Raw genomic sequence first — 25985 nt, 5'->3', positions numbered from 1 at the left:
ACCAGAATCTCCCGTCGCGAGACCACAAAGGCCCATCCGGGCTCATGGCACCGATTTGCCGCCGGGAAAGGGCAGCAAAGGCCCCAGCACCTCGGGGGTCACGGTGACGATCTCCGTCTTGACCAGCTTCAAGGGGCCCTTGATGGGGACCTCGATGGCCGGTTTGTGCCAATTGCAAGGGGCCGCATAGGTCTGGATGCGAAATTGCAGCTTGGCCGGATCGCCGGGATCGGGACGGTAGGCGATGACCTGATTGCGCAAGGAGCCTTTGTCTTGGGGCATCCCGCAAAAATGTACCTCGTGGGCATGGGGGAAGGTGGCCAGCAGGACCAGCCGATTCCCTTCGAAGCGCAGGAGATTCAGGGCGTAGTTTTCGGTGTAGACGTTACCTATATAGTCCCCCGTATGATCCTCCCAACCATGCCGCCCCCAAAAGCCCATTCGCCCGCCGATGGCGAAGACAGCGCCCATGCCCCCTATCTTGGGGAGGTGGGTAAAACCATAGGTGTAGGGGGAAAATTCGTCGTCTTTCTGGGCAATGAAGGTATTGTCCGGTGCCAAACCCTGATCTGGGTCCTTGGGGTCGTGATAGACGGGATAGTGAAACCACGGCAGCCGGTCCATGGGCAGAAAGCCGAGAATCCGTTGGCCCTGGGTAAGGATGAGGGCGTCATCGTTGTATTTCGGCGAGTAGGCCATGTCGGGCTGGCGGGCAAAATAGGGGTTGGGGTTGACCGCTTCGCTACCGGCGAAGTACTTGTAGGCGAGGTAGAGGGTCTGGATACCTTGAGTATCGGTGAAATGGCCCTGGAGGCTGTCGCTGATGCCGATCTCCACGCCTTTGCCGGGCTTGGGGTACAGGACCCTGGCCAGGGGCACGGCTCGGTCATTGAAGGCGAGGTTGCGCTTCTGCCAGTAGCCGGGCAAGGGCTTTTTCCTGTCCCCCACCAGGCGCAGGGGGCGCAGGTCGACAATGACCTGCCAAGTATGGTCGGACGGGGTTTCCTGTCCTTGGGCCGCGGGCAGGCCCGGCAGGGTCAGGAAGAGCCCCGCCAGCAGGGCCATGAGCCCTTTGTTCAGTTTCTTCCACATGACACGCTCCCACATCAGTCGAGGAAATGCGCGCACCCGGCCTTGTTGGCGTGGGTGCCATTCTTTTTTATGAACCATACCAGATCGTTGCCGTTGATGTATCCCTTGACGCCATGCCGCGTTCCGGGATTGACGGTAGCCCCTTCGAGTTTGCCGGTGCGGGGATCCACGTCCATGTTCCAGTTGAGGAGGTAGGGGCGCTCCGGCCAGCGGTGGAGCACGGTATCTTCGTTGTCCAGTGGGGTCCCATACCAGACGGCCCCATACAGACGGGGGATGCTGTCCAAGGGGACGGGGCCCTTGACCGGGCCGCCCAGTTTTACAGAGATGCCGCGGGCGCGGCGCTGCTCCAGGTATTTTTGCACATAGTCCAGTTGTTGGGTGTTACTCATCCCGGCCAGATCCTGGGTACTCGTTCCAAGTCCTTTCGCGGTTCTTTTGGTGAACTGGACGATCCCCGTGGCGCCGATGTCGTTCCTTGTGCTAGGCCGAAACTTTCCCCCCGTCTCTGCGGCCATGACGGCGAGGAGATGGGCGGGTTTCGCCCCTACGTGCCCGGCGACCGCTTCGGTTTTGGCGAGGAATTCGTCGCTGAGGTACTTTTCGAAACCGGAACGCACCTTCACGCATTTGCGGTAAAGCGCAAAGCGATCGTCCGCACCCGTCTGCGCCCCATCCATTCCCGCAAAAAGACCCGGCAAGGGCGTTTTCCGAACGCAAGCCGCCCCGGCGGGTTGATTGCGCTGGAGGATCGGCTCGACGGGGGGTGGGGGGGCGAAGAAATCCCGGGCCTCCTGGCGCACCCGCTGCCAGGAGGACTCTGCCCAGGATCTGGCGCGCTCCCAGAGTGTCTGCGGGAGGGAAGGGGGCGGCTTGGGGTTCTGGTCCGGATAATCGGGCATCACGGCAGGGGATGGGCGCTTGGCCTGCCGGTTCCCTTCCCGGGAGGCCGGATGGGGGCGGGATGCCATGCCGGAAGACGGGTTCGTAAGGATGGGCGTCTCGCGGGACGGGCGGGACGCAAGGGACGTGCTCGCCTCCTTGGAAGGATTCGGGAAAGGAATGTTCCGCTGCTCTATGGGGCCGGTGGGCGGCAGGGGGAAGGTCTGGGCCTCTGTGCCGGGACTTGTTCCTTGGGCCGGGGCTTCGCCGGCACCATGGGCGGTCGCTTGCTCCGAGTTGGTAAGAACCGTGGGCTGTGCTTCCCCGATTTCCGGGCGTTGGACATCCGCAGCGTTTTCGTCGCGCCGCTCGATGCTTTTGTCATCCCAGAGATCCTGGTAATCCGCGTACAGGTAGGCGCCGCCGATGGCGGTCCCGGCTACCAGGGCCGAGCTGAGAATCGGGCGTTTCGCGAACATGGCTCCCTCCATTCAAATGGGCAAAACGGCCTGGACTATTCGGAAACGGCGGAAAAAGGATTGGACGATCCCGATCCGCCCTGCCGATTGATGTAGTCGAGCAATGGATTCGTCCCCTCCGTTGCGGGTGGGGACGAGTCCTCGGCGCAAGAAGCACCCTCGTCGGCATATTCCGGCAGTTCGGGAACGGTACCTGGGTTTGCGCTCTCTCTGCTGCCCTCTCCGGCATTCTCGGAAGATGTCTGCCCTGGCTGCGGTCTGCCCAGGTTCGAAAGCGCCTGCAGCGCCTCGGGATGGGTAAAGGGGCTTTGCATGCGGAAGATGGCCTCGGCGGAGAGGGGAAAGGTGTCGAGGAGGCGGTCCTGCACCCCTTGGGCCTGGGCGAAGGCCCCGCCGCCGAAGCGGGCGAAGAGGTGGTCCACGAAGGGCATGATGAGGGGATGGTGGTAGACCACCCGGATCTTGAGGAGGGTGGCATCCTGGATGGAAAGGCCGCTCTGCTGGCCCGGCTGGACGCTACGGTAGCCCAGATGATCACTGGGGATGCCCGTGACCCAGTGGCCGTCGGGATCGCGGGTGCGCTCCTGGAAGTCGGCAAAGGCCTCTTGGGTGGGGTTGAGAATGTGGATGTCGGCCTGCTGAGCGGCGAGGGTGGCGGCGGCATAGCCCTGAGCCAGCGCCGTCATGTCCCGGCCGTGGGTATAGAGGGGCGTCAATCCCCGGGCGAGGCCATCGCGGATGGCGCCCAGGCTTGCCCCGTGCAAGGTCCCGGCCCGCACTGCCTCCTGGGCCGCCACCTCCAGTTGGGCGCGGGCCTGGTAGAGCAGGGCCGTCTGAAAGGTGCCCAAGATCGCGAGCAGCAAGGCAGGGGCCGCGATGGCGAACTCCACGGCGCTGGCGCCGCCTTCGCGCCGTCCGGCCGCGCTTTGCAAGAGGAGGTGGGGGGATACTGGCACCCTTTCTGATGCCGGTAACGGCGCCACCGCCGCAGCGGGTCCATTCCCCATTCCGATTACTGGGTTACGCCACATAACCCGCCTCCCGCCCCCGCAAGGGTTCCTCCTCCTGAAAGATGGACAGATCCACCGGCAGGCCCCGCTCGCGCATCACTTCATAGAACTCTGGTACGGCGCCCGTGGCGCGGAAGACGCCCTTGACCTTGCCGGCGGCGTCGTAGCCTTGCTGCTTGAAGGCGAATAGCTCCTGCAACTGGATGGTGCCGCTCTCGATGCCGGTGACCTCGCAGACGCTGGTCACCTTGCGCGAGCCGCAGGAAAAGCGCGTGATCTGAACAATGATGTCTACTGCTGAGGCGATCTGCTCCCGAATGGCGATAAGGGGGATGTCCATTCCCGCCATCAGCACCATGACTTCCAGACGGGACAGCATGTCCCGTGCCGTGTTGGCGTGGGCGGTGGTGAGGGAGCCGTCGTGGCCGGTGTTCATGGCCTGCAGCATGTCCAAGGCCTCGCCGCCGCGGCATTCGCCCACTACAATGCGGTCAGGGCGCATACGCAGGGCGTTGCGCACCAGTTCGCGGATGGAAATCTGGCCTTTTCCCTCCATGTTGGCCGGGCGCGCCTCCAGCGAGACCAGATTGGGCTGGTATAGGCGCAGTTCCGCCGCATCCTCAATGGTCACAATGCGTTCATGGTCGGGAATATAGTTGGAAAGTACATTGAGCAGGGTGGTTTTGCCGGAGCCGGTACCCCCGGAGATGATGATGTTTTTGCGTTGCTGTACGCAGACCTGGATGAAATGTGCCATGCGCACCGCAATGGAGTCGTAAGCTATCAAATCTTCCATTTGTAGCCGCTTTTTGGAAAATTTACGGATAGTGATGCACGCGCCTTTCAACGATAGCGGTGGAATGACGGCATTGACGCGGGAACCATCGGATAGGCGGGCATCCACCAGCGGTGCGCTTTCATCAATGCGCCGACCGATGGGCGCAACGATACGGTCGATGATGTGCCGCACCGCCATCTCACTGCTGAATAGCGCCGGGGCAGCCAGCAATCTGCCTTGGCGCTCGATAAATACTTCGTCATAGCGGTTCACCATGATTTCCGTAATGCTTTCATCCGCTAGAAAGTCTTCCAGCGGACCAAGTCCGACGGCTTCATTCAGCACCTCTTTTACGAGACGCTGCCGGTCGAATTCCGGGGGTGAATTCATCCGCCACACGACTTCCCGCACCAACTCGCCGACGATACGGCGCAGCTCCTCCGGCGATAGCGCCCCGAGGTCGACACGTCGCAAATCCATCTGACTGCGCACGGCTTCGTGGACTTCGCGCACCAATACCAGCCAGTGAGCGTCGTAAACGGGACGGGTTGGCCAGGTAACTTCCTCGGTCAGCTGCTGGTTCCAATATGGTGATTGCCTGATAACGGGCGCACCGTCGGGTGGCTTGGTACCAGAAAGGGGAAGGTAGGCAAATTCCTCGATGGATGCCGTCACGTTATCAAAGCGCGGCATGATTTGCAGACGGTATCCCGCGATCGATATTTCGTCGTGCGCCTCCACCGGACCGTAGGCTCGCATGCGTTCGCCGTTGACCAGCACTGCTCCGAACCTTCCTAATCCTTCGATATAAACACCACCTTGTTCAGCGTAAATACGCACGTGTTCCTTGCCGACGTTCCAGCCTTCCATGCGCAGATGGGCATGCTCCGCCTTGCCAAGAAGACAAACGCCGTCGCTCGGTGATATGACCTGCGTACCGATTCTGGGATGTGACACACGAACGGTAAACATAGAGGTTCTCCTAGCGGATCAGGCCTTTTTCAGAACGCATTCGATATAGGTTTTCCAGATAACGACCATGAGATTCCGCATCGATATTCTCTAGGGAATCGGCAGTGATTACCTTGGGTGTGACGAGAAAAACCAAATCTGACTCGTTGTTGCGGAAATCTTCAGATTTAAATAGGTAGCCAAGAACAGGGATATTTCCGAGTCCTGGTATTTTGCTGGTATTATTGGCCATACTGTGATCTATCAATCCAGACATTACAAGTGTATCACCATCTTTCAGGTTGATTTCCTCTTGAGTCCTGGTAGTAAAAAATCCGGGTACGCCACCAACGCTCAATGCTGGATCAATGTTACTTATCTCGGAGAATATCTTCAGGCTGATATTATTTCTGTCATCCGCAACCGGAGAAAACTTCAGGCGAATGCCAAAATCCTTAAAAATGACAGATGTTTGTCCAAATCCAATCGCCAGGGGAATGGGAATCTGTCCGCCTGCCAGAAACTCCGCTGGCTCCTTGCTGCCACTTTTGGCGCTGAGTTTGGGATTGGCGATTTCGTACGCATCACCGTTTTGCAGTGCGTAGTTGATGCGGGAAGCCACTGAGGCGATGACCCCGAAATTGGTCGCAAATGGGGCCACCTTGAGAGGGAGGTTTTGCACCCCTGAACTGGGGAAGGAAAAATTGGCAAGGGGTCCGCCAGTGCCGGTTGTGGATGGCACATCCATGCGGAAGTATGGATTAGAACTGAAATCTCCGACGATGCCAGCTTGTGGTCCGGAAATTGATTGGTTCCAGTTAATTCCGAGACTGCGGAAAAAATCATTTTTCATCTTCAATATTTTTACATCCAGAAGCACCACTTTCTCCATTCTTATCGATTCTTTTTCTGCGAGGTTGACAACATTTGGATAAATCGCCTTGAGTTTCTCTATTCTGTTTATGGTTTCGTCCGATAGATTCCTACCATCAATAACAACTTTGTCGCCGACCACCTTGACCTGTGTATGAGTGCCGTTCCCGAGTAAAGTAGATATTTCCTCGGCGGTGCGACCTACATCTTTTGGTGCGATGACGACTCGCGACGCGCTTTTGGCCCCATTTTTATACCAAAGGTGTAAATTTGTTTCACCAGACCCCTCAGCCAGAAGAAGTAATTCTTTGTTGTCAACCAAGGTAACGCTGAGTATTTTACCATTACCGACGGCGACCCGCTTCACGGTATTGGTAGGGATGATTTTTACCTGCCCGGCGTACATGGAAATATCAGATCGCTGCTCGAGACTGAGGAGATCACCAGCATAGGTCAGAGCGGGTAGGACGCAGGTTGCCATGGCCACAGCCAAGGAGTTACGGATGTATTTCATCGGAAAAATGTCCTGTCAAGGCGTGGGTGATGATGGTACATAGGGGAACGGCAGAGCGGTGAATTCGCCGTTCTGAGCCTTATTCCGTAGCGTCATATCCCCGCTCCCGGGGGCCGCGTGCTGCGCTGCATTTCCGGCGGTTTGCACGTCGCGGATAGTCGTGCTACCACTATTCGATGCGCCACCGACAATATATTCCACCCCAGCCGGCATGGTGTGCGGATATCCGATAATATCGTGCAGCGAAATCGCATATTTTGGCCAGGCACCAGTATTGTTGTTACCCCTTAAATCCAGACGGATTTCCCCGCTTTTCTGGGCTACCAGGATTTTTTGCGCCTGCTGCGGTGTGACTTCGAGGGTAATGGTGCCATAGCCATCTGCTCCACCAGGGTTATTGGGAGACATCTCTCGCCCAGTCGCGAGAACTTTCAGGTTCTGCCCTAAAAATCGCGCCAAGGAGCCATCTGGCGCTGCAGGAGCGGTCTGTAGGTTGGTGATGGTGCTTGCGGCTGCATTGGCGCGAACATCGGCTGGCGTGATCCATAGCATGTCGATGTGGTCTCCAGGGCGAAGCATTTTATTGAAGGAGTTTTCCGAATTGACCGAAATCGTCAGGGCGATGTGATGAGCATCGAGAATATCCGCCGGGCTGCCCACGTTGCTGAACATCGACCGTGTCAGCGGTTTGCCGCCTTCCGCCGGGAACAGGAGTCTTTTGTTTTCAATTTTGTTGAAATCGGATTCCCGTATGATCCCGGCCGGTGCGGTGTCGACCGGGATTCTTCGCCGCGCGACCATAGACAACGTGAGGATGGTATTCGCGGGCAGATTCTCAATCGGTACAACCGCGGCAACGGTGATTTCCTTTTTGGAAGACATTTCACTTAGCAAGCGCTGCTTCAAAGCGGACTCCTTGGCATTGAGGATATGCACAGCAAGATACGCTGCGCCAAGCCCGGCCAGCACCGCGAATGACAGAAGAATCCATCCGGTGATAGCACGACTTTTCTTTTGTAGAGTCGGCCGCATTATGGAGTCAGGTTTAATCGGGGTCGACATGCGTTTCCTCAGAATGGCAAAGTGGCTATGGACGCAGCCCAGGAAAAATCGCTGGAAAATGTCCGCAGTGCTTCCAGGAGCCGGGTAATGGGGCTGGGATTGCCGACAAACAGCAATCCCAGGGCGAAAACCGCAACGATGATGTACTCGATGCTGGACTGGCCTTTTTCGTTCATGGCACGCCCCTAACGTTGATCCAGAACTACCACCAGGCGACTGTTATCGGTACCGTCTTCACCAATTACAATGTCCAGATGGCGGTTCCCTTTATTCATGGAGATCACGGATGGGTTGTTGCGCATGGCCGGAGCCGGTTGCCATTGTTGTACCATTAATGCGTTTGTGAGCGTGCTGCGCAGTGTTTTGGCAGGACTGTCAGCACGTATATGCAAAACCCGTCCGTGAATGCCCGCGTCGGTAGTCTCCACATCCTGCAATACTGAGGCGTTGGACGGTAACGGCAAATCGGCAGGTAGCGGGTCGCGCTCCATTTTTTGATCCATACGCAGACTGGAGAGAGTGCCGTAGGCAGACTCGCCCTCCATGTGCCACTGGGTGGCCAACGAATAAGGTGGCGTAATGCACCCTTGAATATGTTCATTGCGAAGTTGATTTTCCGTATAGGATCCGCCCAGTTTTGCGCACGCCTCTACAAAATAGGAGCGTAGCCGTTCTTCCTCCGCACCCACATGAAATTGTACGGCACGCATATCCAAGCCGTTGATACGAAGGTGACTTGCCAGTGGTTCGGTGACCGCGTTGTCTGGAGGAGGCAGGAGTGGTCCCTTCTCATCCGCCACGGCCAAAGTCGGGGCGCTGAGAATCGCAACGATACAGAACATGATCGATCGGATGTTCATGATTATTTGCCTCCACTGGGATAAGGTTGCAGGCGGTCGCCATACTGCACTTCCGGATCGACGTGCCCGAAATCCAGGCGTTTGAGTTCAGGAAAAAGGGTGCCTCCCACGGTTGTTACCGCTTTTATCGCCCCGTCATCCAGATACGCGGTTGGCAGGAACTTTTTTACCGTCTGCGCTTCCTCTGCAGGGCCGTTGGCTGTCCATGCATCCGTGAGCACGGCGGCCTGCGCGGTAAAGAGGGGGCCGCTGGCGAGCGGATTGTCCGGTAGATAGCGATACCCCGGCAGTCCTTCCAGTTGAACGCTGACGGTGGCGACTGTGGGTCCGGTCATGCGCAACGGAATGTCCGTAATTTTCATGATGGTTCCCAAAAAGTTCATAGAAACTCCACTGGAGATGGTTTCCTCATGCGTAGCCACCTGAATATTGGCGAGGTCACGTAACAAAGGCCGACCATCATGACGGGTCAGAATCGGGTCTATAACTGTTCTGTTCTCGGTATTGGCTAACGCCATACCGTGTTGCCCGAAAAATCTCGCAGCCGCCTCATCCCGCAGATCGGCATCAGGTTTAATGGCCACCCACCCCCGTCCCTGCGGTGGCTGACTGCGCCACACCGTGCGCTCCCATGCCACGTAGCGCGCCGCTTCGATAGTCCGTAACTGGGTGAAGCTCCATTTCCCGGTGTAGATCACCAGGAAAAAAAGTGGAATAAGCGCGAACGCAGCCACCACGACGAACTCGGTAAGGGATTGACCGCGTTCGCTACAGGTATGTGGCAGGCTTGTGAGTGGCCGATGTGTCATATCTTTTTGATTAATGATTCTTGGGAAGTCCGGCGACGGCGGTGTCCAGTCCGCGGATGGGTTTTAGTGGGGCATCCAACGGGGTCAAAGAAACCTCATATATGCTTATGGTGGTGATTTTTCCATTATTTTGTAAATAGTTCTTCAAGTTATGTAACATTGGCGTATATTTAGTTAGTTTGTCCGGGTGGTTAATGTATGTGGCCGGCACGGTTTCAGAAGACGCACCGGCAACAGCTATCGCTGCACGGCCCTTATCTGAAAATATGGCTGATCTATCATTTTGGTCATGAGGATAAGTGGGAAGCGTTACTTCATCGTATCCGTATTTTCGTAGATTTTTTCGCGCGAGAGAGAGGGCTTCGTCTGCTGAACCGCTAGTGATGCTGGCATAAAGACGGTAAAAATATGTCACAGATTTCATCTTTTTGCCGGACTGGACCTTCGCCACACAGGAGATAATGTGCCATTTGCTGGTATGGGTTGGGGCATTCACTGAAGCACTCCTGATGATGACAGGAGCGAGTGCCGGAGGATTGGGAATCCATCGGCATCCTTCTGGCAACTTTAAATCACGGTCCCAGTCCGTTATTGATGGGTTTGTATAGTTGGTAATGAATTTTTTGAAATGGTTCAAGCCGGCAACGATAACATCGTACTCAGGAACGTCTCCATTTTTCGTGAAGTCGCCCGGCGCATTGGTGTAGTCCCTCGCTTCACGCAATGTTTTTAATTTTTCTTCCAAAGTGCTACCGATCTGGCCAGAGCGAATCTTCGCGCGTAACGCCGGGTTTGCATGGGGAGAATCGGGGACCGGTTCCGTCACTTTTTCCGCATCGGCATAGGTGGTGAGGGTGAGGCAGGCAACTGCCATGCTGATTTGCAGACCGATGCGAATTACATTTCTATCTTTGATCATGGATTGTCCTCAGGTTAGTGCAGACCGAGCATGGCGGCGTATTGCATACGGTCAGTCGCGTCTAAGTCGACGAGACGGGCTTCCCAGAAGGGGCTGAACAGGTTGCCTCTTTCATAGAATCTATCGTTCCGTTGCCAGATGGGCGCAGGATGACGGAAGTAGGCCTGTGCTTTTGCAACGGCGCGTACCTGACCTTCTAGCGCCTTTTGCGGCAATACCAAGTTGATATCCTGGCGAGATGCCATTTGATGGATGCGCAGGGCGTTTGCTGCATCCCGAACACTTCCCCGTGCATGCTCCACGACCACCGTGTAAAATGGCATGATGTCTGATGGATCGCCGTTGGCGTCCACGAGTTTTTGGTTGCGACGATTGAAGTCCCAGTAACGGGTAATCCCACCCGCCGTCGCGCGACTACTATCGCCGCCGGGGCGTTTAAGTGCTGTGCTGCCCATGCCGTTCTGGTCCTCCGGGTGCAGACTGGCGGCGATGCGAGAGGCGCCGGAATTGGCATTCCAGGAATTTTGATAGGCCGGTAAAAGCGCGTTGCGGTCATCGGCGGGGAAATGCATTTGCGGTTGTGCCCGGGTTTCGGTGTAGTTGCTGGGGTATGAAAAATTGTTACCATTACCGGTCTGCGAGGCACCGTAACCTAAAGGTATTTCAGACCATTTCTTTCCGCCAAAAAGTGCCGCTTTCCTCTGCCAGTAGTGGAAAGACAGTGTATCCATCCCAGACCAGACATAACGACCATCTCGGTTGGGGGCCAACTGCGTTCCGCCCGCACGGCGAAATTCCCATCCAAAACTCCACAAATTTGGTGAGCTAAAGAAACGCAACGGTGTCGGCAAATCATTCCGAGCCGCCGTAAACCCATCCCGTGAGGCATTGATCATATAAGCCATGCGTGCCTGCGCTCTATTCTTATCTCCTCCCCAACGCTGGATAAGGTCGCTACGATTTTTGAAATACTGCCCAAGATTGCTTGCTAAAAGAATGGCGTTTAATCGGGCATCCGGATCATGGATTTTGATTACCTGCTCAGCCACTGCGGTCATCGCGCCTCCTGCTTTGCTGTTGTCTGTTCCGGGATCAAAAGCGCCGTTGGATAGATGATAGATTTCTTGCGCACCGCTAAGTGCGGCATCGGCGATATCCAGAGCGGGAAGAGCCACCTTGGCAGCGTTGGAAACGCTTTGATCCAGCAAGGTTGCGGCTTTGGCAATACCATTGGTAATCATCATTATTGCTTGACCAACGTAGGGTATGAAAGAAGCAATTGTGCCGGCTCTCTGAATGTTCAGGCCAAGACTTTTTACATAATGTGCCCACGAAACCAGGCTGATGGTTTGCCCGATAGCCACCTGATTGGCAACCATTGCACGGTTGGTGTAGGAGATGAAATTGAGTTCTCGTGCTTCCATTTGCATAGCGGAGAAAGCGGCCGCATCGGCGGCATTCTGGGTTTTCAGTTTGATGGCGGATAGTTGTCCGGTGTTGAATACGAAGAGTGCCGCCAATAACACTACGGGAATCAGAAGGGCAGAGAATAACGCGGCCTGTCCGGATTCTACATGCCTTACCGCGACAGGAGAGTCGTCTCGTGATCGAGGAATAGGAAACACTGCATCTCCCCAAAATATATGTTATAGTCACGGCATACCGGGAGGTATAGCCGCAGATTACGGACGGGGTATGCCCCGTCCTGCGAAGAGAAAATTACTTACCCATATCCGATTTGTAATCGCTCATGTTCTTCTGCTTGCCCGCGTTGTTCGTCGCCTCTCCGGCGGTACCTTGGGCTAATCCAATCTCAGAGTCTGCCTTTTTACCAGATAATTCCTGGGATATTCCTGCCATCTGATGACGCAAGGTCTGACCGAAGAACGAATATACGGCAATACCAGTGATAGCGATAAGAGCGACGATAATCAGATATTCTGTCATGCCTTGTCCGCGTTCTGCCTGAAATATTGGAGTGGCGAAGTTTGGTTTCATGGGTTCTCCTGAAAGGATTGATGACTACCACGACCTCATTCAAGCATAGGTAAATTAGTCGCGCAATATGGTCGGTAATCACTGAACATATTTTGTAATTATATGAATACAATGATTATCAGTGGTACTCCCATATCGTTATAAAAAATGGTGTGAATCCGGAGCTGTGAGGTGGGTTGAAACCATGGTACTCTGAGCGTGAACAACACGAATAGATATTAGTAATAGTCAAATTGGGCGACGATATGTAACATTAGTGTAAACGTGCCTGTATGCCATTGTGTAACTTTATGGTGGTGCTAAAATTGCCTGGTGTTACGACATAAAAAAAGCGCCGGAGAAAAGTTTCGGCGCTTCTGGTGATGGTGGTCCGGAAGGTGTATGTAGTCAGTTTCCAAATACGCCCTGAATCAGGTTGCGTACGCCCTGCTGTATCTGATAGTTGGTTTCGCTGCGGGCAGTGTCCAAGACATTGGCCGCCAGTGCAGCACCGGGGATTTCGGTTGGGGCAGATGCTATGGTGGGTGGTGGCACGCTTGCGGGCCGGAGTCCGGCGGTGGCGCCGGGAGTGAGGGCGACCACTTCGACCCTACGATTTTTTGCCCGGCCGTCGTCGGTACTGTTAGATGCTATCGGACGTGAGGCTCCGTACCCGGTGACCTCAATACGCCGACCATCTATACCTTGCGCTGTCAACGCTGATTTTACGGCTAGAGCGCGGTTCAGCGACAGCTTCTGGTTATAGGTGGCGGTGCCTACCGGATCGGTATGCCCGTCTAGGCGTACCCGCAGGGGAGGATGCTGCTGCATAAGCTGAAATAACGCCATGATGCTGGATTGGGCATCCGCGCGTAAGGTCGCCTGGTTGAAATCGAAGGGCAGGTGCATGGTGAAGCGGCCGTGCTGAGCCAGGGCATCGGCCATGCCCGCACTGGTCAAGTGTCCGGCATCGCTGCTGACTAAACCGCCTTGCATGGGTTTGGTTTGCACCGAATACACTGAAGCGATCTGGGAGTGTCCAAACAACGTGTTATCATTAATGAAAATCAGGGTACGTACGCCATCGGTGGCGTGATGCTCGGCGGTCAACATCCGACCGTTCTCAAATAAAAAGTTCTCTACATTCCCCTGGTAATTGGTTGGCGCGCCGCGCCATAGGAGAGTGTTTACTGGGGCGTCGTTGTTGACTCTACAGCCAAGGTTGGCACATTGCCATAGGATGTGAAATCCTGCGTGCTGCAGGGCCTGTTGGTAGTTGAGGATGAATTCCAAGGGGGAGCGGTCTTCGGGTACGTTGTAACGAATGTACGTCACCTGACCCGCTACGGTCTCAGAACGGGTCAAACCATTTTTGCCCAACGGGCCGAGAGGCACGGTGATCTGGTCATAATGGGTGGTTTTGTACCCGTCAATGACGCTGCCAGGGTAACGTCCTAGATAGGGCAAGTCCTGTCCAGGTTCGTCCAGTGCAAGAGCAGGGCCGGTGAATAAAAGCGGTACCAGGCTGAGTCGCAGGATAAACGTGCGCATGCTTTTCACTCCGATTGTGACAATTGGTTCGGAAACGATCGTTTACTCCCAGATCCCTTGTTTTCGATGGTTTTGAGTAGGCGGGCCAAGAGCATCCTGCGGTTGGGTACCCCGTGCCGTCTGCACATGACGGCGATCCGGGAGCGAATGGTGCTTTCACTTTGGCCAATCTGAGCCGCAATCTCATTCTGGCCGATTCCCTCTACCAGCATTTGGGCAATACGTAAGTCCGTCGGGGTGAGTTCGGGATGGAAAGGTTCTTTGGTTTCGAGGGAAGTGTAGAGAATTAATAACTCTGCCTGGATATCCCTAAGTTCCGTATGGCTTAGTTGCCTGGTGATCTCCAGGTGGCATAACGCGATCTGCATGGGCGCGAGGTTGCAGAGGATACTCATCGCGAGTTGCGAGGACGTTGTGATGCAGTAGGGGTGTGGATTCCCGGCTGTGGCCTCGCGCTGCGCCCGGACGATCAGCTCCCGGGGCAGGGCAGGCCAGCGTCCGGCGGGGTAGCGCCACCAGGAAGTCGTCTGCCAGCCTTTGCAATGACGGTGCAGGCGATAGACTTTGATTTGTCGGAACCAGCCCTGCTCTCGCCATCCTTTGGCGATTTCCGTGGGGGATCTTCCCAATGCATAGCATTTCAGTGCAGGACCCGCGCCGCACGCCGCGGGTTGGGCCAGTAGGTTCAGCCACATATTCGCTCCCTCCGATATGGAGATTAATTTATACTATGATGCGATAGTACCGCCCTTGGTGCCGATGTCAATATGTACCAAAGCGGCTCACTATAATGGCTATTGTAAAGCTATTATTTTTGAGTTGATGTTAAAATAACAAACAAATACAGTGAAATACAATTTATAGTGCGTGATTATAGAATATCTGTTTCTGATCTGTGGATTGTGTTTTAATGCAGAAAACATGTCGGCGCCAGAGGTAATGGGTGGAAGCTGACGTCACATACGGGGTATTGGTGCGATTCGTCGGGAATCGGTAATCGGATCGAAAAATGGGTGGAGGAGCGGATGGTAGACCAAAATATACTGGGTATTCTGGTGTTCGCTGCGGTGGCCGGATTTGTTTTGGTGGCTCTGGAGGCAACCCGGCAGGCTTTGGTGAAGGGGCGGGCGACCTTCGCTCGCGATGGGCAGGTCAGGTTGTCAGAGTTGTTCATCTTTGCGGACCCTGATCTGTTGTGGAAGCTAAATGTGGCGCTGGTGCTGATTTTACCGCTCACGGCCTGGCTGTTGCTGGGTTCGCCGGTGTTGGTCATTGCAGCGGCTACCCTCGCCGCATTGCTGCCGCGTTTTGCGTTGCGCTGGTTGCGGAAGCGGCGTTTGGATCGTCTGCATGTCCAACTGCCGGATGCTCTTATGATGCTGGCTGGCAGCTTGCGCGGTGGCGCCAACCTGCAGCAAGCCATGGAGGGGCTTTCCCGTGATCTGAGCCCACCCATCAGCCAAGAGCTAGCGCTGGTGGTGCGGGAGCAACGTCTGGGGGTTGCCTTCGAGGACGCCATAGACCATCTGGCGCGACGGGTACCGTCGCAGGATGTGCAACTGGTATCCTCGGCGCTGCGCATCAGTCGAGAGGTGGGGGGCAATCTTGCCGAAACGGTGGCGCGACTGGGACATACCATCCGCAAACGATTGATGATGGAGCAGAAGATTCAAGCATTGACGGCACAAGGCCGCCTTCAGGGTATGGTGATGACCATATTACCGGCTTTGGTTGTTTTTGCGCTCCTGCAGATCGAGCCACAGGCCATGGGTGCGCTGTTCAATACCATACGGGGCTGGGCAGTGCTTGCCATCGCCATCCTGTTTGAGGTGCTCGGCTATTTCTGGATTCGAAAAATCGTGAGCATTGAGGTATGAGTACGCCATGGACACTGTCAGTAGCCCTCGTCACCGGGATTTCCGTCGGGCTTTTGGTCTATGCGCTGGGGGTGCTGGTGCGGCAGATGGAGCCTTCACTGCGGGATTATATGGACCCCCTGCCAAAGGAGTTACGCCTGTTCTGGCCCCTTGTGCAATTCATCCGGTCCACGGTGATTATTTTTATTCCGGACCGCCTTCTGCTGCGCATCCACCAGCGATTACAGCGAGCGGGCGTTCATTATATGCTCAATGCTCGAGAGTTCGTGGCGCTCAAATGGGTCGGCACTCTGGCTCCATTGATTTTTATCTTTTTACTCTACATGGCGCTAGGAGTTTTTAATCTCTGGCTGAGCCTGCTGGCCGTGTTTATCGGCAGTTTTTATCCCGATCTGTGGCTTGTTGAGCAATCCCGGCGGCGGGGGCGGCTGATTCTCAAGGATCTGCCCGTTTATCTCGATTTTATCACTCTGATGATCGAGGGCGGGCTGAATTTGACCGGCGCCATGCAAGTGGCGGTGGATAAGGGGCCTCCGGGTCCGTTGCGTAATGAGTTCGGTGTCATGATCCGCGATTTGCGCGCGGGGACATCGAAGACAGACATTTTCCGGCGCTTTGGCGAGCGAGTTCCGTTGCCGGAGGTCCGGAGTCTGGTCAGTGCGCTGATTCAGTCGGAAGATCGGGGTGGTGATCTGGGGCCAGCGTTGCGGGCGCAGGCGGAACAGCGGCGCGAAGAGCGTTTCCTGCGCGCCGAAAAAATGGCGCTGGAGGCCCCGGTCAAGTTGCTGGCGCCACTGCTCGTCTTCATTTTTCCCATCACCTTTTTGATGCTAGCTTTTGTCATCTACATGAAGTTTCTTCAGGAAGGCGGCTTTTGACACAACAAGGCGTAGTTTGTCGGGGTGATCAGGTGCTCTGGTCTGAGGTGCAGATGGCGGACAGTTTTCTCGACCGTTTGCAGGGTTTGCTGGGCAAGGCCGGGCTCGCTGATCAGCAGGGGTTGTTGCTGACTGCTTGCGGGAGTGTACACACCGCGGGTATGCGTTTCCCCATCGATATCGTTTTCCTGGATGCCGATCTGAAGGTGTTGGCGTGCCATTCGCGTGTCAGGCCATGGCGGCTTAAATCCTGCCGGGGCGCCCGCGTGACGCTGGAGGTGGCGGCAGGCGGTGTTGAACGTCATGGAGTGGTTTCGGGACAGTGTTTTACGTGGCGGGTTGCATCATTGCGTCCTTGACTGATTGGAAGAAGACGGTCGCTGGACTGGGGACCTGTGCCATGTATGCCGTCTTACACCAATGCCTGCGTGCCGATGCGTTCCCCGTGGCCGAAAGCCTTTTGGTTGACGCCGGGCGCCGCTCGGGCAGGATCTGGCGCAATGGCGAGGGATGAGCGTCGGCCGACCTGGGCCATATTCCTGCTCCTCGGCGTGGTGTTGACGGTGACCCTGCAACTCGCCTCGGGTTTGCTCCTGGCCTTGGGCTGGATCTGGCTTCTGCCCTTCCACATCATCGACGGCCTGGTTGCCGCGCTTTTCCTTGCCGGTGAATGGTCCTGGCTCCTTGGCTCTGGGGCAGGTCGGCGGAGTGCGGCGCGGATCTTTCTACTTTCGGCGACGACACGGCGGCGGGTCGTTCGCCAGTGGCGCCATTTGGGGCGCGACGGCACCCTCCTGCGCGAGGGGCTGGACGCCGCTGTGGCGGGGGTCTTTCTGCTCCTGGCGAGCGTGACCGTGATCCTGGGTATCCTGCTGTGGCGGGGAGCGGGAGATCTCCTGCCCTGGCACCGCACACTGGCCGCCTTTCTGTTGTTGTTGTGGATACTGCATCTGGCGTTCAGCATCATCGATCATTGGCCGCGTCGGCACCGCAACGGCATATCTCCATGAGGTTATTCCGGGCAGCCGGTTCGTAAGCTTCCGCATATCGTCGGACGGGAGTGTTTGCAGAAAACCAGCCAACGAACGAGCGTCGGCGCCTTAGTCGGAACAGCGCATGCATTGCACGTCATAGCGCTTGATCCAGGCCTGGAGTGCCGCGACGGCATCCGGGCCGGTATGGAGGCGCTCCAGGGCCGTGGCCGGATCGTCAGGCTGCACCCGTGCGATCCAGGCATCGCCGTAGGGGTCGATGTTGATGAAATGGGGATTTTCCAGCAACGTGTCGTTGCGCGCTATCACCGTCCCGGCAAAAGGCACCGGGACGCCGCCGGCCCATTTGCCACTCTCCAGGGTGGCCACGTGTCGACCGGCCTCCAGGTGGGTGCCCACCTTTTTGATGCGGGCCTTTTGCAAGCGCCCCGACATTGTCTGGGCCGGATCGGTGACGCCGATGGTGAAGGTGCCATCCTCCTCGGGACGTGCCCAGACATAGTCCAGATCATAATGGAGGTCTTCCGGCAACTGGCAGCCTTGAAACTCACTCATTCCCTTTCTCCCTTGGTCCATCTGCTATGCGCTGCGCTGCGGCGGCGCCGTGATCCGGCAGGGCGTCCGCCAGATGGGGATAGAGTTCCGCCTCCTCCCTGGCGTCATGCTGCTTGAGAATGGTCTGCACCGTGCTCAGGAAGTCGTTGAACTCCTCGGCATCCTGCGCCTCTATGGCCTCGGCCATCTCTTGAAAGAACACCTGCAGGTCCTGATGCCCTTTGCGCAGCAAGGCCGTCAGGGAATGCTCGTCGCCACCCTCCAGCGCTTCGAATGCGGGAAACAGCATCGTTTCCTCCACGAACATATGTCCCTCCACGATGCCGCGACGAAACTGTTCCAAAAGCCCGGCAGCATCTTGCCATCGACTCTCCTGCACGGCGGTAGCGCAGGCTTCCAGAAGCGCGTCCAGCCGTTCATGGTCGTGTTGCATGATCTGATCTATGCTACCCACGGTACTCTCCTTTTTGAGTGTGGAGCGGGTAAAACGGTTACCGCTCCTGCAATCATAGCCCAATGTCGCCAGAGAGGTCGGAAATGAAAGTGCAACTATTGGTGTCGAAATGGTGCCCCACCTGCCCACAGGCAGAAAGAATCTGGACAGAAGCGGCACAAAAATTACCCATGGACCTGCAGATTCTGGATGTCGCTGAACGGGATGGTCGCGAGGTCGTCAGCCGACTGCGCATCAAAACCGTTCCTGCGGTGGTGGTGGATGGCACCTTGAAAGCTGTGGGCGTTCAGCCGTTAGGTGACGTTTTGAAATTGCTCGGCGCCTGAAGCCTGCCGTGCTTGGCAGCAGGGCGCCGAGGGTGTTGACCGCAGTGAAGGCCTCGGCGATGAGAAAGTGACATCGTTCCATGAAGTGCGCTATTGCAATGAGTCAACGAAAGTACGTATATTGTACAAGTATTATTAATCTCATGAAGGAAGCAGGGTAAGCCCGGCATTGGCTCGGGATACCTTATTTCTTTGACCGAAAAGGAGCATTGCCATGTCCTGCTGTGATCGCACCATCAAAGATGTCAGCACCGTACAAAAAACGGCCGAGGGTGTAGCCGTACACGTCGATAACTCGGTAGAGGCCAAAAAGGTCTTTGCCATCGTGGAAAACTGCCAGACCGGGCAATGCAACTGCATGAGCGCTGAAACCAAAGCCAAGGTGACGGGTATGGAGGTGGTTCAGGGAGAGGACGGCACCCAAATCCATATTGCGGGAGACCTGAGTCCGGAAGAAATCACTGCAGCCATGGCACGTTCCACGAAAACGCTCTGAGGAACGGTGACCCAAGGGCGGGGCTGGGGACGCTGTCGTCCCGGCCCCATTCTTTTCACAATGTGTCCGCTTCGTGATGGTCGGCGGGATGCGTGTGCAACCGGCAAGGCCCTATGGTGGTGGCGTTTGGCCGCGGTTCTGGAACGGGCTCAGATCTTCTTCTGACCAAAACCCAGACGCTCCCGTCTGCGTACGACATGATCGGCCAGCCAGGCTCCGGCGAGATAGCAGAGAGACCGGGAGAGTTGCGAAAACCATAGAGGCGGAATCAGCCTGTTCGATGCTTCCGCGAAATCCCTCACCAGGTAAGGATGCAGCACACCGCTGACGCCGATCCCCAGCAGCAAGGCGGTCAGTAGTGCAACCGCCCAGGCGCAGCAGCGTTTTTGCAGGAAGGCGTAAGCCAGACGAAAAATGATCGCGCCGAGCAGTGCGCTGAACAAACACTCGATCAACAGGATACGCAGCATTTTCAATTCCTCGGGGAAGCGTGTTGAGAGAATGGGCGCATCATTGCATCCTGTGCCGGAAGAGCCAGGCGGCAGCGCTCATGGAGAAAATCGCGATGAGCGCCAGGGGCCAGTATTGCGACCAGAGCATGGACATGTTGTCTCCCTCCAGAAACACCCCGCGCACGATCACCAGAAAATAGCGCATGGGGTTGATATAGGTCAGATCCTGTACCAGTTCCGGCATATTCGCGATAGGGGTGGCGAATCCCGAGAGGATAATGGCGGGTACCAGAAAGAGGAACACGCCCAGCAGTCCTTGCTGCTGGGTCACCGCCAGTGAGGAGATCATCAGGCCGATGCCTACCGCCGCCAGCAGGAACAGGGCCATACCCACCAGTAGTGCGAGTATGCTGCCCACAAAAGGCACGTGAAACCAGAGCACCGCCACCAGGGCGATGAAGCTGCCTTCCAGCCCCCGATGATGAACCCGGGCAGGGCTTTCCCCACCAGTATCTCCACCGGATCCATGGGGGTCACCAGGAGCTGGTCAAAGGTTCCTTGCTCCCGCTCGCGCGCCACCGACAGGCCGGTCACCAGGAGCGTTACCACCAGCATGAGCAGGGCCACAATGCCCGGCACAATAAACCAGCGGGACAGCAGATTGGGATTGAACCAGGAACGGACCACCAGTTGTGCCGGCGGCCGACCCCAATGATGGTCCGCGGCCCAACGGGTATCAAAGGACAGCAGCACCGTATTGACGTAATTCAGGGCCAAAGTGGCCGTGTTGGAGTTGCGGCCATTCATGATCACCTGCACGGGAGCCGGCCGATGCAGCAGCAGGTCGCGAGTGAAGTGGGGGCCGATCTGCAAGACGAGCAGGGCCTTTTCGTTATCGATGAGCGGGGCTATCTGCCCCTCGTTTGTAATGGTCGCCACCTGCTGAAAAGCCGGAGAGCCTTGAAAATCCCCCAGCAGTTTCCGGGAGGCAAATCCGGTGTCCTGGTTGTAGACGGCATAGGGGATGTGGCTCAGGTCAAAAGTGGCGGCATAGCCGAAGACCAGTAACTGAATGAGGGGTGGACCGATGAGCACGAAACGGCTTTTCTTGTCCCGCAAAAGCGCGAGGAATTCCTTGATGACCAAGGCCCAGACCCGTGCTAGCATCAGTCCAGCCTCTTGTGGGAACGACGCAAGGTGACGCCGAGGAAAAACGCCGCCATCAGCAGCAGCGCCAGACTGTTCCAGAGAATGATGGGCCAGACATCCCCGGCGAGGAAGATGGTCTGCAGGATACTCACGAAATAGCGGGCCGCGACAATATGGGTGATGATGCGGATGGCCGCCGGCATCGACTGGATATCGAAGATGAAGCCCGAAAGAATAAAGGCGGGCAGAAAGGTGACGATGATGGCGATCTGCCCGGCCACAAACTGATTACGGGCGACACTGGAAATCAGCAACCCCATGCCCAGCGCCGTCAGCAGAAAGAGCGCCGAGCAGGCGAGCAGCACCCAGAAACTGCCGACCAGGGGGACGGCGAAAAGCCAGACGGCCAGTGCCACGGAGAGCAGCATACCGCCCATGCCCATGATAAAATACGGAATCAGTTTGCCCAGCAGAATCTCACTCATGGTGACCGGAGTGGCCATGAGGGCCTCCATGGTGCCGCGTTCCCACTCACGGGCCACCACCAAGGCGGTCAGCAAGGCGCCAATGAGGGTCATGATCACCGCGATCAGACCCGGTACCAGATAGTCCCTGCTGCGCAGGGCGGGATTGAACCAGATGCGGTCTTCGCCGTTCACCGGGATGATCAGCGGGGCTCCGGCATTGAGCGCGCGCTGTTGCAGCCAGTTCTGCCAGATGCCCTGCAGATAGCCCTCCAGAATGCGCGCATTGTTGGCATCTACCCCGTTGATCAGAACGCCGATGGAGGCGGTATTTCCCCGTAGTATCTGGCGGCTGAAGTCCTCGCGCAGCCAGAGGATGCCATCGGCCTTGCGTGCCATCAGTGCCTGCCGGGCACTGTGCATGCTGGTGTATATCTGTGGCTCGAAATAGGGGGACTGTTGCAAGCCGCCCACGAAGGCACTGGTTTCCGCCGTTGGTTGATCCACTACGACGGCGACCGGCACATGCTTGGCATCCAGAGACACACCGTAGCCAAACAGAAACAGCAAAAACACCGGCATGAAAAAGGCGATGGCGATGGCGGAAGGGTCGCGCAGGATCTGGACGAATTCCTTGCGGATCAGTCCGCGCAGGCGTTGCAGATTCATGACGCCCTCCGGATCCGGCTTTCGTGGGCCTGGATCAGGAGAATGAAGGCGTCTTCCATGCTGGGGTCGGGATGCTCTGCATCCTTGGCCTGGGCCCGCACCTGCTCGGGGCTGCCCTGGGCGAGCACTTCGCCGAGGGACATCAACACCAGGTTGTCGCAGTATTCGGCTTCATCCATAAAGTGGGTGGTGATCATTACGGTGACACCCGACTCTGCAAGGGCATTGACCCGCTGCCAGAATTCCCGGCGCGCCAGAGGATCGACACCAGAGGTGGGTTCGTCGAGGAAGAGGATGGGCGGTTCGTGTAGCAGCGCGCAGGCCAGGGCGAGACGCTGCTTGATACCCAAAGGTAGATCATCGGCGTTGACGTCGCGGTAGTCGCGCAACTGAAATTCCTGACGCGCCCAGTTCAGGCGATCCTGCCGCTGGGTACCGCGCAAGCCATAAGCCGCCGAGAAAAAGGCGAGATTCTGATCGCAACTGAGGTTGCCGTAGAGCGCAAACTTCTGAGAGACGTAACCGATGCGTGCCCGCGCCCGGCCGCTGGCGTGGCGCATGTCGACCCCGGCGACGCGCAAGGTGCCGGAGGACGCCGGTAACAGGCCACAGAGCATGCGGAAAGTCGTGGTCTTGCCAGCGCCGTTGGCGCCCAGCAGGCCAAAAATCTGCCCTTTCTGCACACGGAAGGTGTTGCCCTTGACGGCCTCGAAGTGACCGAAGAATTTGCAGAGATCGCGTACTTCGATGACGGTTTCCACTGCGGATTCCTGTCCCGGCGGTGCGCTGGCCGACGCCTGGGGTGCGGTGCCGGTCGCAGGAGCAGTGGTCGCCGCGCTGGCGGCTGTAGCGGTCACCGGCACGCCCAGCAAATCCACAAACGCATCTTCAAAGACCGGATCGACGGGTTGCCATTGTTCGCCCTCCGCCGCAGCGGGTTGCGCGGTGGTCCGGCAGAGCACCCGCACTCCCTCCGCCAGAATGCGGGCATCCTGAACACCCAGACGGGCTTGTAACGCCTCGCGTAGATGCCGCTTGCTGGTGGCATGGTTGTTGGTCACCAGCAAGCAGCGTCCTTGTAGGGGCGCGCCGAAGGCCTTGGGGGTGTCTTTCTTGAGCAGTCTGCCCTGATGGAGCAGGATGATTTCGTCGCAGCGCTCCGCCTCATCAAAATAGGCCGTACTCATGAGGACCGTCACGCCCTTGTCCCGCAGTCCCTGAACGATGTCCCAGAGCTCGCGGCGCGCGATGGGGTCGACACCAACGGTAGGTTCGTCGAGCAGCAGCAATTGCGGCGCGCGTAACAGCGCACAGGCGAGGCCGAGCTTTTGCTTCATGCCGCCGGAAAGGGCTCCGGAACGCCGCGCACCGAAGGGACCCAGGGCTGTCAGCTTGAGCAGGTCCTGCTGGCGGGCGCGGGCATCTTCCCGGCCGAGTCCCTGCAGGTCGGCATAGAGATCCAGGTTCTCTTGTACCGTGAGGTCTTCGTAAAGGCCGAAGCGCTGGGGCATGTAGCCGATTTCGCGCTGAATGGTATTGGCCTGGCTGCGAGTGTCTGCGCCCAGGACCGTCACCGTTCCGGTATCTGGCAGGAGCAGGCCCGTCGCCAAACGCATCAACGTTGTTTTGCCGGCACCATCGGGACCCAGCAGGCCGGTGACGGTGCCTGCCTGCAGCGCAATTTCCAGTCGGTCCAGCGCCTGCACCCGGGCTCGGCCGCGGGCGAAGCCCTTGCTGACCTCGGTAAAACGCAGCGGGGTATCAGCCTCAGCCACGGCTCAGTTTCCGCAAGGATGCGCAGAAAGCTTTTGCGGCTGGTTGTCTATCAGCGGAATATGAACGGTGACGGGCATACCCAGGCGCAGGCGATGCTGCGGATTGCAGGCATAGACCCGCACCCGGTACACCAACTCCGTACGCAACTCCGTGGTTTGCACGGTCTTGGGCGTGAATTCCGCAGTGGGCGAAATGAAACCCACCCAGCCCGAGAAAGATTTGCCCGGGAAGGAATCACTATCGATCGTCGCCTTCATGCCCAGTCGCACCTGCCCCAACGCCTTTTCCGGCAGATAGGCGCGCACCCAGACCGGATTATCCAATGCCAGAGTGAACACCGGGGTCTGCGGGGAAACCATGTCGCCCGGCTCCAGAATACGGTCCTGAACGACGCCGTCTTCTGGCGCATAAAGACGGGTGTCCGTGAGTTCGCGGCGCGCCAGAGACAGACCTGCCTTATCGGCTTGCAGCTGCTGCCGCGCCGCCGCAATATCTTCTTTGCGCGGCCCCTTGATAGCCAGGGTCAGTGCCTGCTGGGCGTGATCGAGATTGGCGCGGGCGGTCTTCAGGGCGGCGGCGGCGTTGTCGAGGCTTTGCTTGGGCACGTATTGCTCGGCGGCCAGGGACTGCTGGCGTTGCCAGGTGATCTCGGCATTGCTCAGGGTCGCTTGAGCGGCAGCGGCTTCGGCCCGGGCTTCGGCGATTTCTTCCGGACGGGAACCCGCCAGCAGGCGAGCTAGCACCTGCTCCTGTGCGGCCATGCCTGCGGCATCTTTATCTACAGCGTCCTGGAAGCGTACGGGGTCCAGATCGGCCAGCAATTGTCCCTTTTTTACCCGGTCGCCCTCCTGTACCCGAAGACCGAGAAGCCGGCCATTGTCGTCAAAGGCGGCTTGCACCTGGCGAATGTCGATATTGCCGTAGATGGTGACGGTTTTTTCTGGGGCGTGATTGCGGCTCAGAAAATAATAGGCGACCGCACCAGCAACGATAAGCACTACTACCAGTGCCAGTGCGCGTTTTTTGCGGGAAATGGCCATATTTATCTCCGATGGTTACGCGCGTTATGTTAGAACGCTTCGCGCCCTATTGACAGGATATTGACGGATTCCAGATGCGGTCGTGCCGCGCTGCCCGTGAGTGGGGGAGGATGGTCTGGATTCGGAGAAACGCATCAAGTGACGGGGGTGTTCGCCAAGCCGTTGCTTTGCATGATCATCGTACCCATGCGCCGTGCGCCTTGATGGGTAGATTAAGGCAGCAAAGTGCCGATGTGCTCCAGTTCCTGCCGCAGCTTTGCCGGATCTTTCTCCAGCAGTTCTACCACTGGTAACTGCAGCAAGGCTTCGATACGGTGGCGCAGGATATGGTAGGCAGTATCGAAAGCCGCTTCGATCTGCGCTTCCGTACCGGTCGCTTTGGCCGGATCGTCCACACCCCAGTGGGCACGGATGGCTGGTCCCAGATAGGCGGGGCAGGTTTCGCCGGCGGCACTGGCGCAGACGGTGATGACGATGTCCGGAGTCTCTTTCAGGTCCTCCCAGGATTTGCTGCGCAGACCTTCCGTAGGAAAGCCCTCACGCTTTAGCAGGCTTATGGAACGAGGGTGGACGTACCCTGCAGGATGGCTACCGGCGCTGCTGGCATGCATGCCCGGTCCGGCCAGCGCATTGAAGGTGACTTCGGCGAGAATGGAACGGCAGGAGTTGCCGGTGCAGAGAAAAAGGATTTCCGGGGTTTTCATCGCTGGTTTCCTTGGCGGACCGAAGAAGGGATGGTTGCACGGGGTAAAGCGCAATCCTGGGTACCGCGACAACAGTTTTCGGTGAGATACGCGACCAGCGCGCGCACCACCGGCATGGCTGCCCGGTAGCGCTGATAGCGTCCTTCGCGCTGCACGGTGACCAGCCCGGCGTGCTGGAGGTTTTTCAGATGAAAGGAAATGCCGTTGTGCGGTTGCCCCAGATGCTCGGCAATATCGCCGGATACCAGACCCGTCGGCTCCTGTTCTACCAGCAGGCGAAAGATCTCCAGGCGCACCGGCGAGGCCAGGGCCTCCAGGCGGGCGACGATTTGTGCAGGGTCTTGTAGTGATTCCATCGTATTATCCACGAATATTTCTTGCAGTATTGACAAGACC

30 protein-coding genes are annotated in these 25985 nt (G+C 57.3%); 6 read left to right on the top strand and 24 right to left on the bottom strand.

Going from position 1 to position 25985, the window contains the following annotated elements:
• Positions 1 to 42: 42 nt before the first annotated feature.
• The 14 genes from AFERRID_RS04205 to AFERRID_RS04145 form a co-directional block, all read right to left on the bottom strand.
• Positions 43 to 1092, bottom strand: a complete 1050-nt coding sequence (locus tag AFERRID_RS04205) for a hypothetical protein (RefSeq protein ID WP_126604417.1) — start codon at positions 1090 to 1092, stop codon at positions 43 to 45.
• Between the two features lie 14 nt (positions 1093 to 1106).
• The gene (locus tag AFERRID_RS04200; protein WP_126604416.1) at positions 1107 to 2453 is read right to left on the bottom strand and encodes a hypothetical protein; all 1347 of its coding nucleotides are present in this window, start codon (positions 2451 to 2453) and stop codon (positions 1107 to 1109) included.
• Positions 2454 to 2488: 35 nt separating this feature from the next.
• Entirely contained in the window at positions 2489 to 3484 is a 996-nt protein-coding gene (locus tag AFERRID_RS04195; RefSeq protein WP_225981848.1) for a TadE/TadG family type IV pilus assembly protein, read from the bottom strand.
• On the bottom strand, positions 3474 to 5213 hold the full coding sequence (locus tag AFERRID_RS04190) for an ATPase, T2SS/T4P/T4SS family (RefSeq protein WP_126604415.1): 1740 nt from the start codon (positions 5211 to 5213) through the stop codon (positions 3474 to 3476). The genes AFERRID_RS04195 and AFERRID_RS04190 overlap by 11 nt, the downstream gene beginning before the upstream one ends.
• A gap of 10 nt (positions 5214 to 5223) precedes the next feature.
• The gene (locus AFERRID_RS04185) at positions 5224 to 6579 is read right to left on the bottom strand and encodes a type II and III secretion system protein family protein (protein ID WP_126604414.1); all 1356 of its coding nucleotides are present in this window, start codon (positions 6577 to 6579) and stop codon (positions 5224 to 5226) included.
• 15 nt (positions 6580 to 6594) lie between these two features.
• Positions 6595 to 7641, bottom strand: a complete 1047-nt coding sequence (gene cpaB, locus AFERRID_RS04180) for a Flp pilus assembly protein CpaB (protein WP_113527535.1) — start codon at positions 7639 to 7641, stop codon at positions 6595 to 6597.
• An 8-nt stretch (positions 7642 to 7649) separates the two neighbouring features.
• Positions 7650 to 7817 carry a hypothetical protein gene (locus tag AFERRID_RS15135; RefSeq protein WP_172959331.1) on the bottom strand — a complete coding sequence of 56 codons (168 nt, stop codon included), beginning with the start codon at positions 7815 to 7817 and terminating at the stop codon, positions 7650 to 7652.
• 9 nt (positions 7818 to 7826) lie between these two features.
• Complete coding sequence (locus AFERRID_RS04175; protein ID WP_113527534.1) at positions 7827 to 8501, bottom strand: hypothetical protein; 675 nt, start codon at positions 8499 to 8501, stop codon at positions 7827 to 7829.
• 2 nt (positions 8502 to 8503) lie between these two features.
• Positions 8504 to 9238, bottom strand: coding sequence for a hypothetical protein (locus AFERRID_RS04170; RefSeq protein WP_113527558.1), 735 nt, complete (start codon positions 9236 to 9238; stop codon positions 8504 to 8506).
• An 82-nt stretch (positions 9239 to 9320) separates the two neighbouring features.
• Positions 9321 to 10229 carry a hypothetical protein gene (locus tag AFERRID_RS04165; protein WP_113527533.1) on the bottom strand — a complete coding sequence of 303 codons (909 nt, stop codon included), beginning with the start codon at positions 10227 to 10229 and terminating at the stop codon, positions 9321 to 9323.
• Positions 10230 to 10243: 14 nt separating this feature from the next.
• Positions 10244 to 11854 carry a pilus assembly protein TadG-related protein gene (locus AFERRID_RS04160; RefSeq protein WP_126604413.1) on the bottom strand — a complete coding sequence of 537 codons (1611 nt, stop codon included), beginning with the start codon at positions 11852 to 11854 and terminating at the stop codon, positions 10244 to 10246.
• 94 nt (positions 11855 to 11948) lie between these two features.
• Entirely contained in the window at positions 11949 to 12227 is a 279-nt protein-coding gene (locus AFERRID_RS04155) for a Flp family type IVb pilin (protein WP_113527531.1), read from the bottom strand.
• Between the two features lie 387 nt (positions 12228 to 12614).
• Positions 12615 to 13757, bottom strand: coding sequence for an OmpA family protein (locus tag AFERRID_RS04150; protein WP_113527530.1), 1143 nt, complete (start codon positions 13755 to 13757; stop codon positions 12615 to 12617).
• Positions 13758 to 13762: 5 nt separating this feature from the next.
• Positions 13763 to 14452, bottom strand: coding sequence for a helix-turn-helix transcriptional regulator (locus AFERRID_RS04145; protein ID WP_113527529.1), 690 nt, complete (start codon positions 14450 to 14452; stop codon positions 13763 to 13765).
• Between the two features lie 330 nt (positions 14453 to 14782).
• Here AFERRID_RS04145 and AFERRID_RS04140 point away from each other — a divergent pair, with 330 nt between their 5' ends.
• From AFERRID_RS04140 to AFERRID_RS04125, 4 genes are all read left to right on the top strand, one after another.
• Positions 14783 to 15634 carry a type II secretion system F family protein gene (locus AFERRID_RS04140; protein ID WP_113527528.1) on the top strand — a complete coding sequence of 284 codons (852 nt, stop codon included), beginning with the start codon at positions 14783 to 14785 and terminating at the stop codon, positions 15632 to 15634.
• Complete coding sequence (locus AFERRID_RS04135; RefSeq protein WP_126604412.1) at positions 15631 to 16512, top strand: type II secretion system F family protein; 882 nt, start codon at positions 15631 to 15633, stop codon at positions 16510 to 16512. The genes AFERRID_RS04140 and AFERRID_RS04135 overlap by 4 nt, the downstream gene beginning before the upstream one ends.
• Positions 16509 to 16871 (top strand): DUF192 domain-containing protein, encoded by a 363-nt coding sequence (locus AFERRID_RS04130; RefSeq protein WP_126604411.1) that lies wholly within the window; start codon positions 16509 to 16511, stop codon positions 16869 to 16871. The genes AFERRID_RS04135 and AFERRID_RS04130 overlap by 4 nt, the downstream gene beginning before the upstream one ends.
• 141 nt (positions 16872 to 17012) lie before the next feature.
• Positions 17013 to 17522 (top strand): hypothetical protein, encoded by a 510-nt coding sequence (locus tag AFERRID_RS04125; RefSeq protein ID WP_126604410.1) that lies wholly within the window; start codon positions 17013 to 17015, stop codon positions 17520 to 17522.
• A gap of 90 nt (positions 17523 to 17612) precedes the next feature.
• Here the strand turns inward: AFERRID_RS04125 and AFERRID_RS04120 are convergent, their stop codons facing one another.
• Positions 17613 to 18059, bottom strand: coding sequence for a glycine cleavage system protein H (locus AFERRID_RS04120; protein ID WP_113527524.1), 447 nt, complete (start codon positions 18057 to 18059; stop codon positions 17613 to 17615).
• Positions 18052 to 18513 carry a hemerythrin domain-containing protein gene (locus AFERRID_RS04115; protein ID WP_113527523.1) on the bottom strand — a complete coding sequence of 154 codons (462 nt, stop codon included), beginning with the start codon at positions 18511 to 18513 and terminating at the stop codon, positions 18052 to 18054. The genes AFERRID_RS04120 and AFERRID_RS04115 overlap by 8 nt, the downstream gene beginning before the upstream one ends.
• 83 nt (positions 18514 to 18596) lie before the next feature.
• On the opposite strand from AFERRID_RS04115, the gene AFERRID_RS04110 reads away from it, so the two are divergent.
• Positions 18597 to 18839 (top strand): thioredoxin family protein, encoded by a 243-nt coding sequence (locus AFERRID_RS04110; protein ID WP_113527522.1) that lies wholly within the window; start codon positions 18597 to 18599, stop codon positions 18837 to 18839.
• Positions 18840 to 19053: 214 nt separating this feature from the next.
• Positions 19054 to 19335, top strand: a complete 282-nt coding sequence (locus AFERRID_RS04105; RefSeq protein WP_113527521.1) for a hypothetical protein — start codon at positions 19054 to 19056, stop codon at positions 19333 to 19335.
• 149 nt (positions 19336 to 19484) lie between these two features.
• Here the strand turns inward: AFERRID_RS04105 and AFERRID_RS04100 are convergent, their stop codons facing one another.
• The 8 genes from AFERRID_RS04100 to AFERRID_RS04070 form a co-directional block, all read right to left on the bottom strand.
• Positions 19485 to 19805 (bottom strand): hypothetical protein, encoded by a 321-nt coding sequence (locus AFERRID_RS04100; protein ID WP_225981846.1) that lies wholly within the window; start codon positions 19803 to 19805, stop codon positions 19485 to 19487.
• A gap of 40 nt (positions 19806 to 19845) precedes the next feature.
• On the bottom strand, positions 19846 to 20205 hold the full coding sequence (locus tag AFERRID_RS15905) for an ABC transporter permease (protein ID WP_269149215.1): 360 nt from the start codon (positions 20203 to 20205) through the stop codon (positions 19846 to 19848).
• Positions 20148 to 20954 carry an ABC transporter permease gene (locus tag AFERRID_RS04095; protein ID WP_269149214.1) on the bottom strand — a complete coding sequence of 269 codons (807 nt, stop codon included), beginning with the start codon at positions 20952 to 20954 and terminating at the stop codon, positions 20148 to 20150. The genes AFERRID_RS15905 and AFERRID_RS04095 overlap by 58 nt, the downstream gene beginning before the upstream one ends.
• Positions 20954 to 22069 carry an ABC transporter permease gene (locus AFERRID_RS04090; RefSeq protein ID WP_113527518.1) on the bottom strand — a complete coding sequence of 372 codons (1116 nt, stop codon included), beginning with the start codon at positions 22067 to 22069 and terminating at the stop codon, positions 20954 to 20956. Before AFERRID_RS04090 ends, AFERRID_RS04095 begins: the two co-directional genes overlap by 1 nt.
• Positions 22066 to 23844 (bottom strand): ATP-binding cassette domain-containing protein, encoded by a 1779-nt coding sequence (locus AFERRID_RS04085; protein WP_126604408.1) that lies wholly within the window; start codon positions 23842 to 23844, stop codon positions 22066 to 22068. The genes AFERRID_RS04090 and AFERRID_RS04085 overlap by 4 nt, the downstream gene beginning before the upstream one ends.
• Before the next feature lie 3 nt (positions 23845 to 23847).
• On the bottom strand, positions 23848 to 24885 hold the full coding sequence (locus AFERRID_RS04080) for an efflux RND transporter periplasmic adaptor subunit (protein ID WP_126604407.1): 1038 nt from the start codon (positions 24883 to 24885) through the stop codon (positions 23848 to 23850).
• A gap of 212 nt (positions 24886 to 25097) precedes the next feature.
• The gene (locus tag AFERRID_RS04075; RefSeq protein WP_126604406.1) at positions 25098 to 25589 is read right to left on the bottom strand and encodes an arsenate reductase ArsC; all 492 of its coding nucleotides are present in this window, start codon (positions 25587 to 25589) and stop codon (positions 25098 to 25100) included.
• Positions 25586 to 25945 (bottom strand): ArsR/SmtB family transcription factor, encoded by a 360-nt coding sequence (locus tag AFERRID_RS04070; protein ID WP_113527514.1) that lies wholly within the window; start codon positions 25943 to 25945, stop codon positions 25586 to 25588. Before AFERRID_RS04070 ends, AFERRID_RS04075 begins: the two co-directional genes overlap by 4 nt.
• Between the last annotated feature and the right edge of the window lie 40 nt (positions 25946 to 25985).

Source organism: Acidithiobacillus ferridurans (genome assembly GCF_003966655.1).
Lineage (GTDB): Bacteria > Pseudomonadota > Gammaproteobacteria > Acidithiobacillales > Acidithiobacillaceae > Acidithiobacillus > Acidithiobacillus ferridurans.
This window is presented reverse-complemented; position numbering and strand designations above follow the sequence as displayed.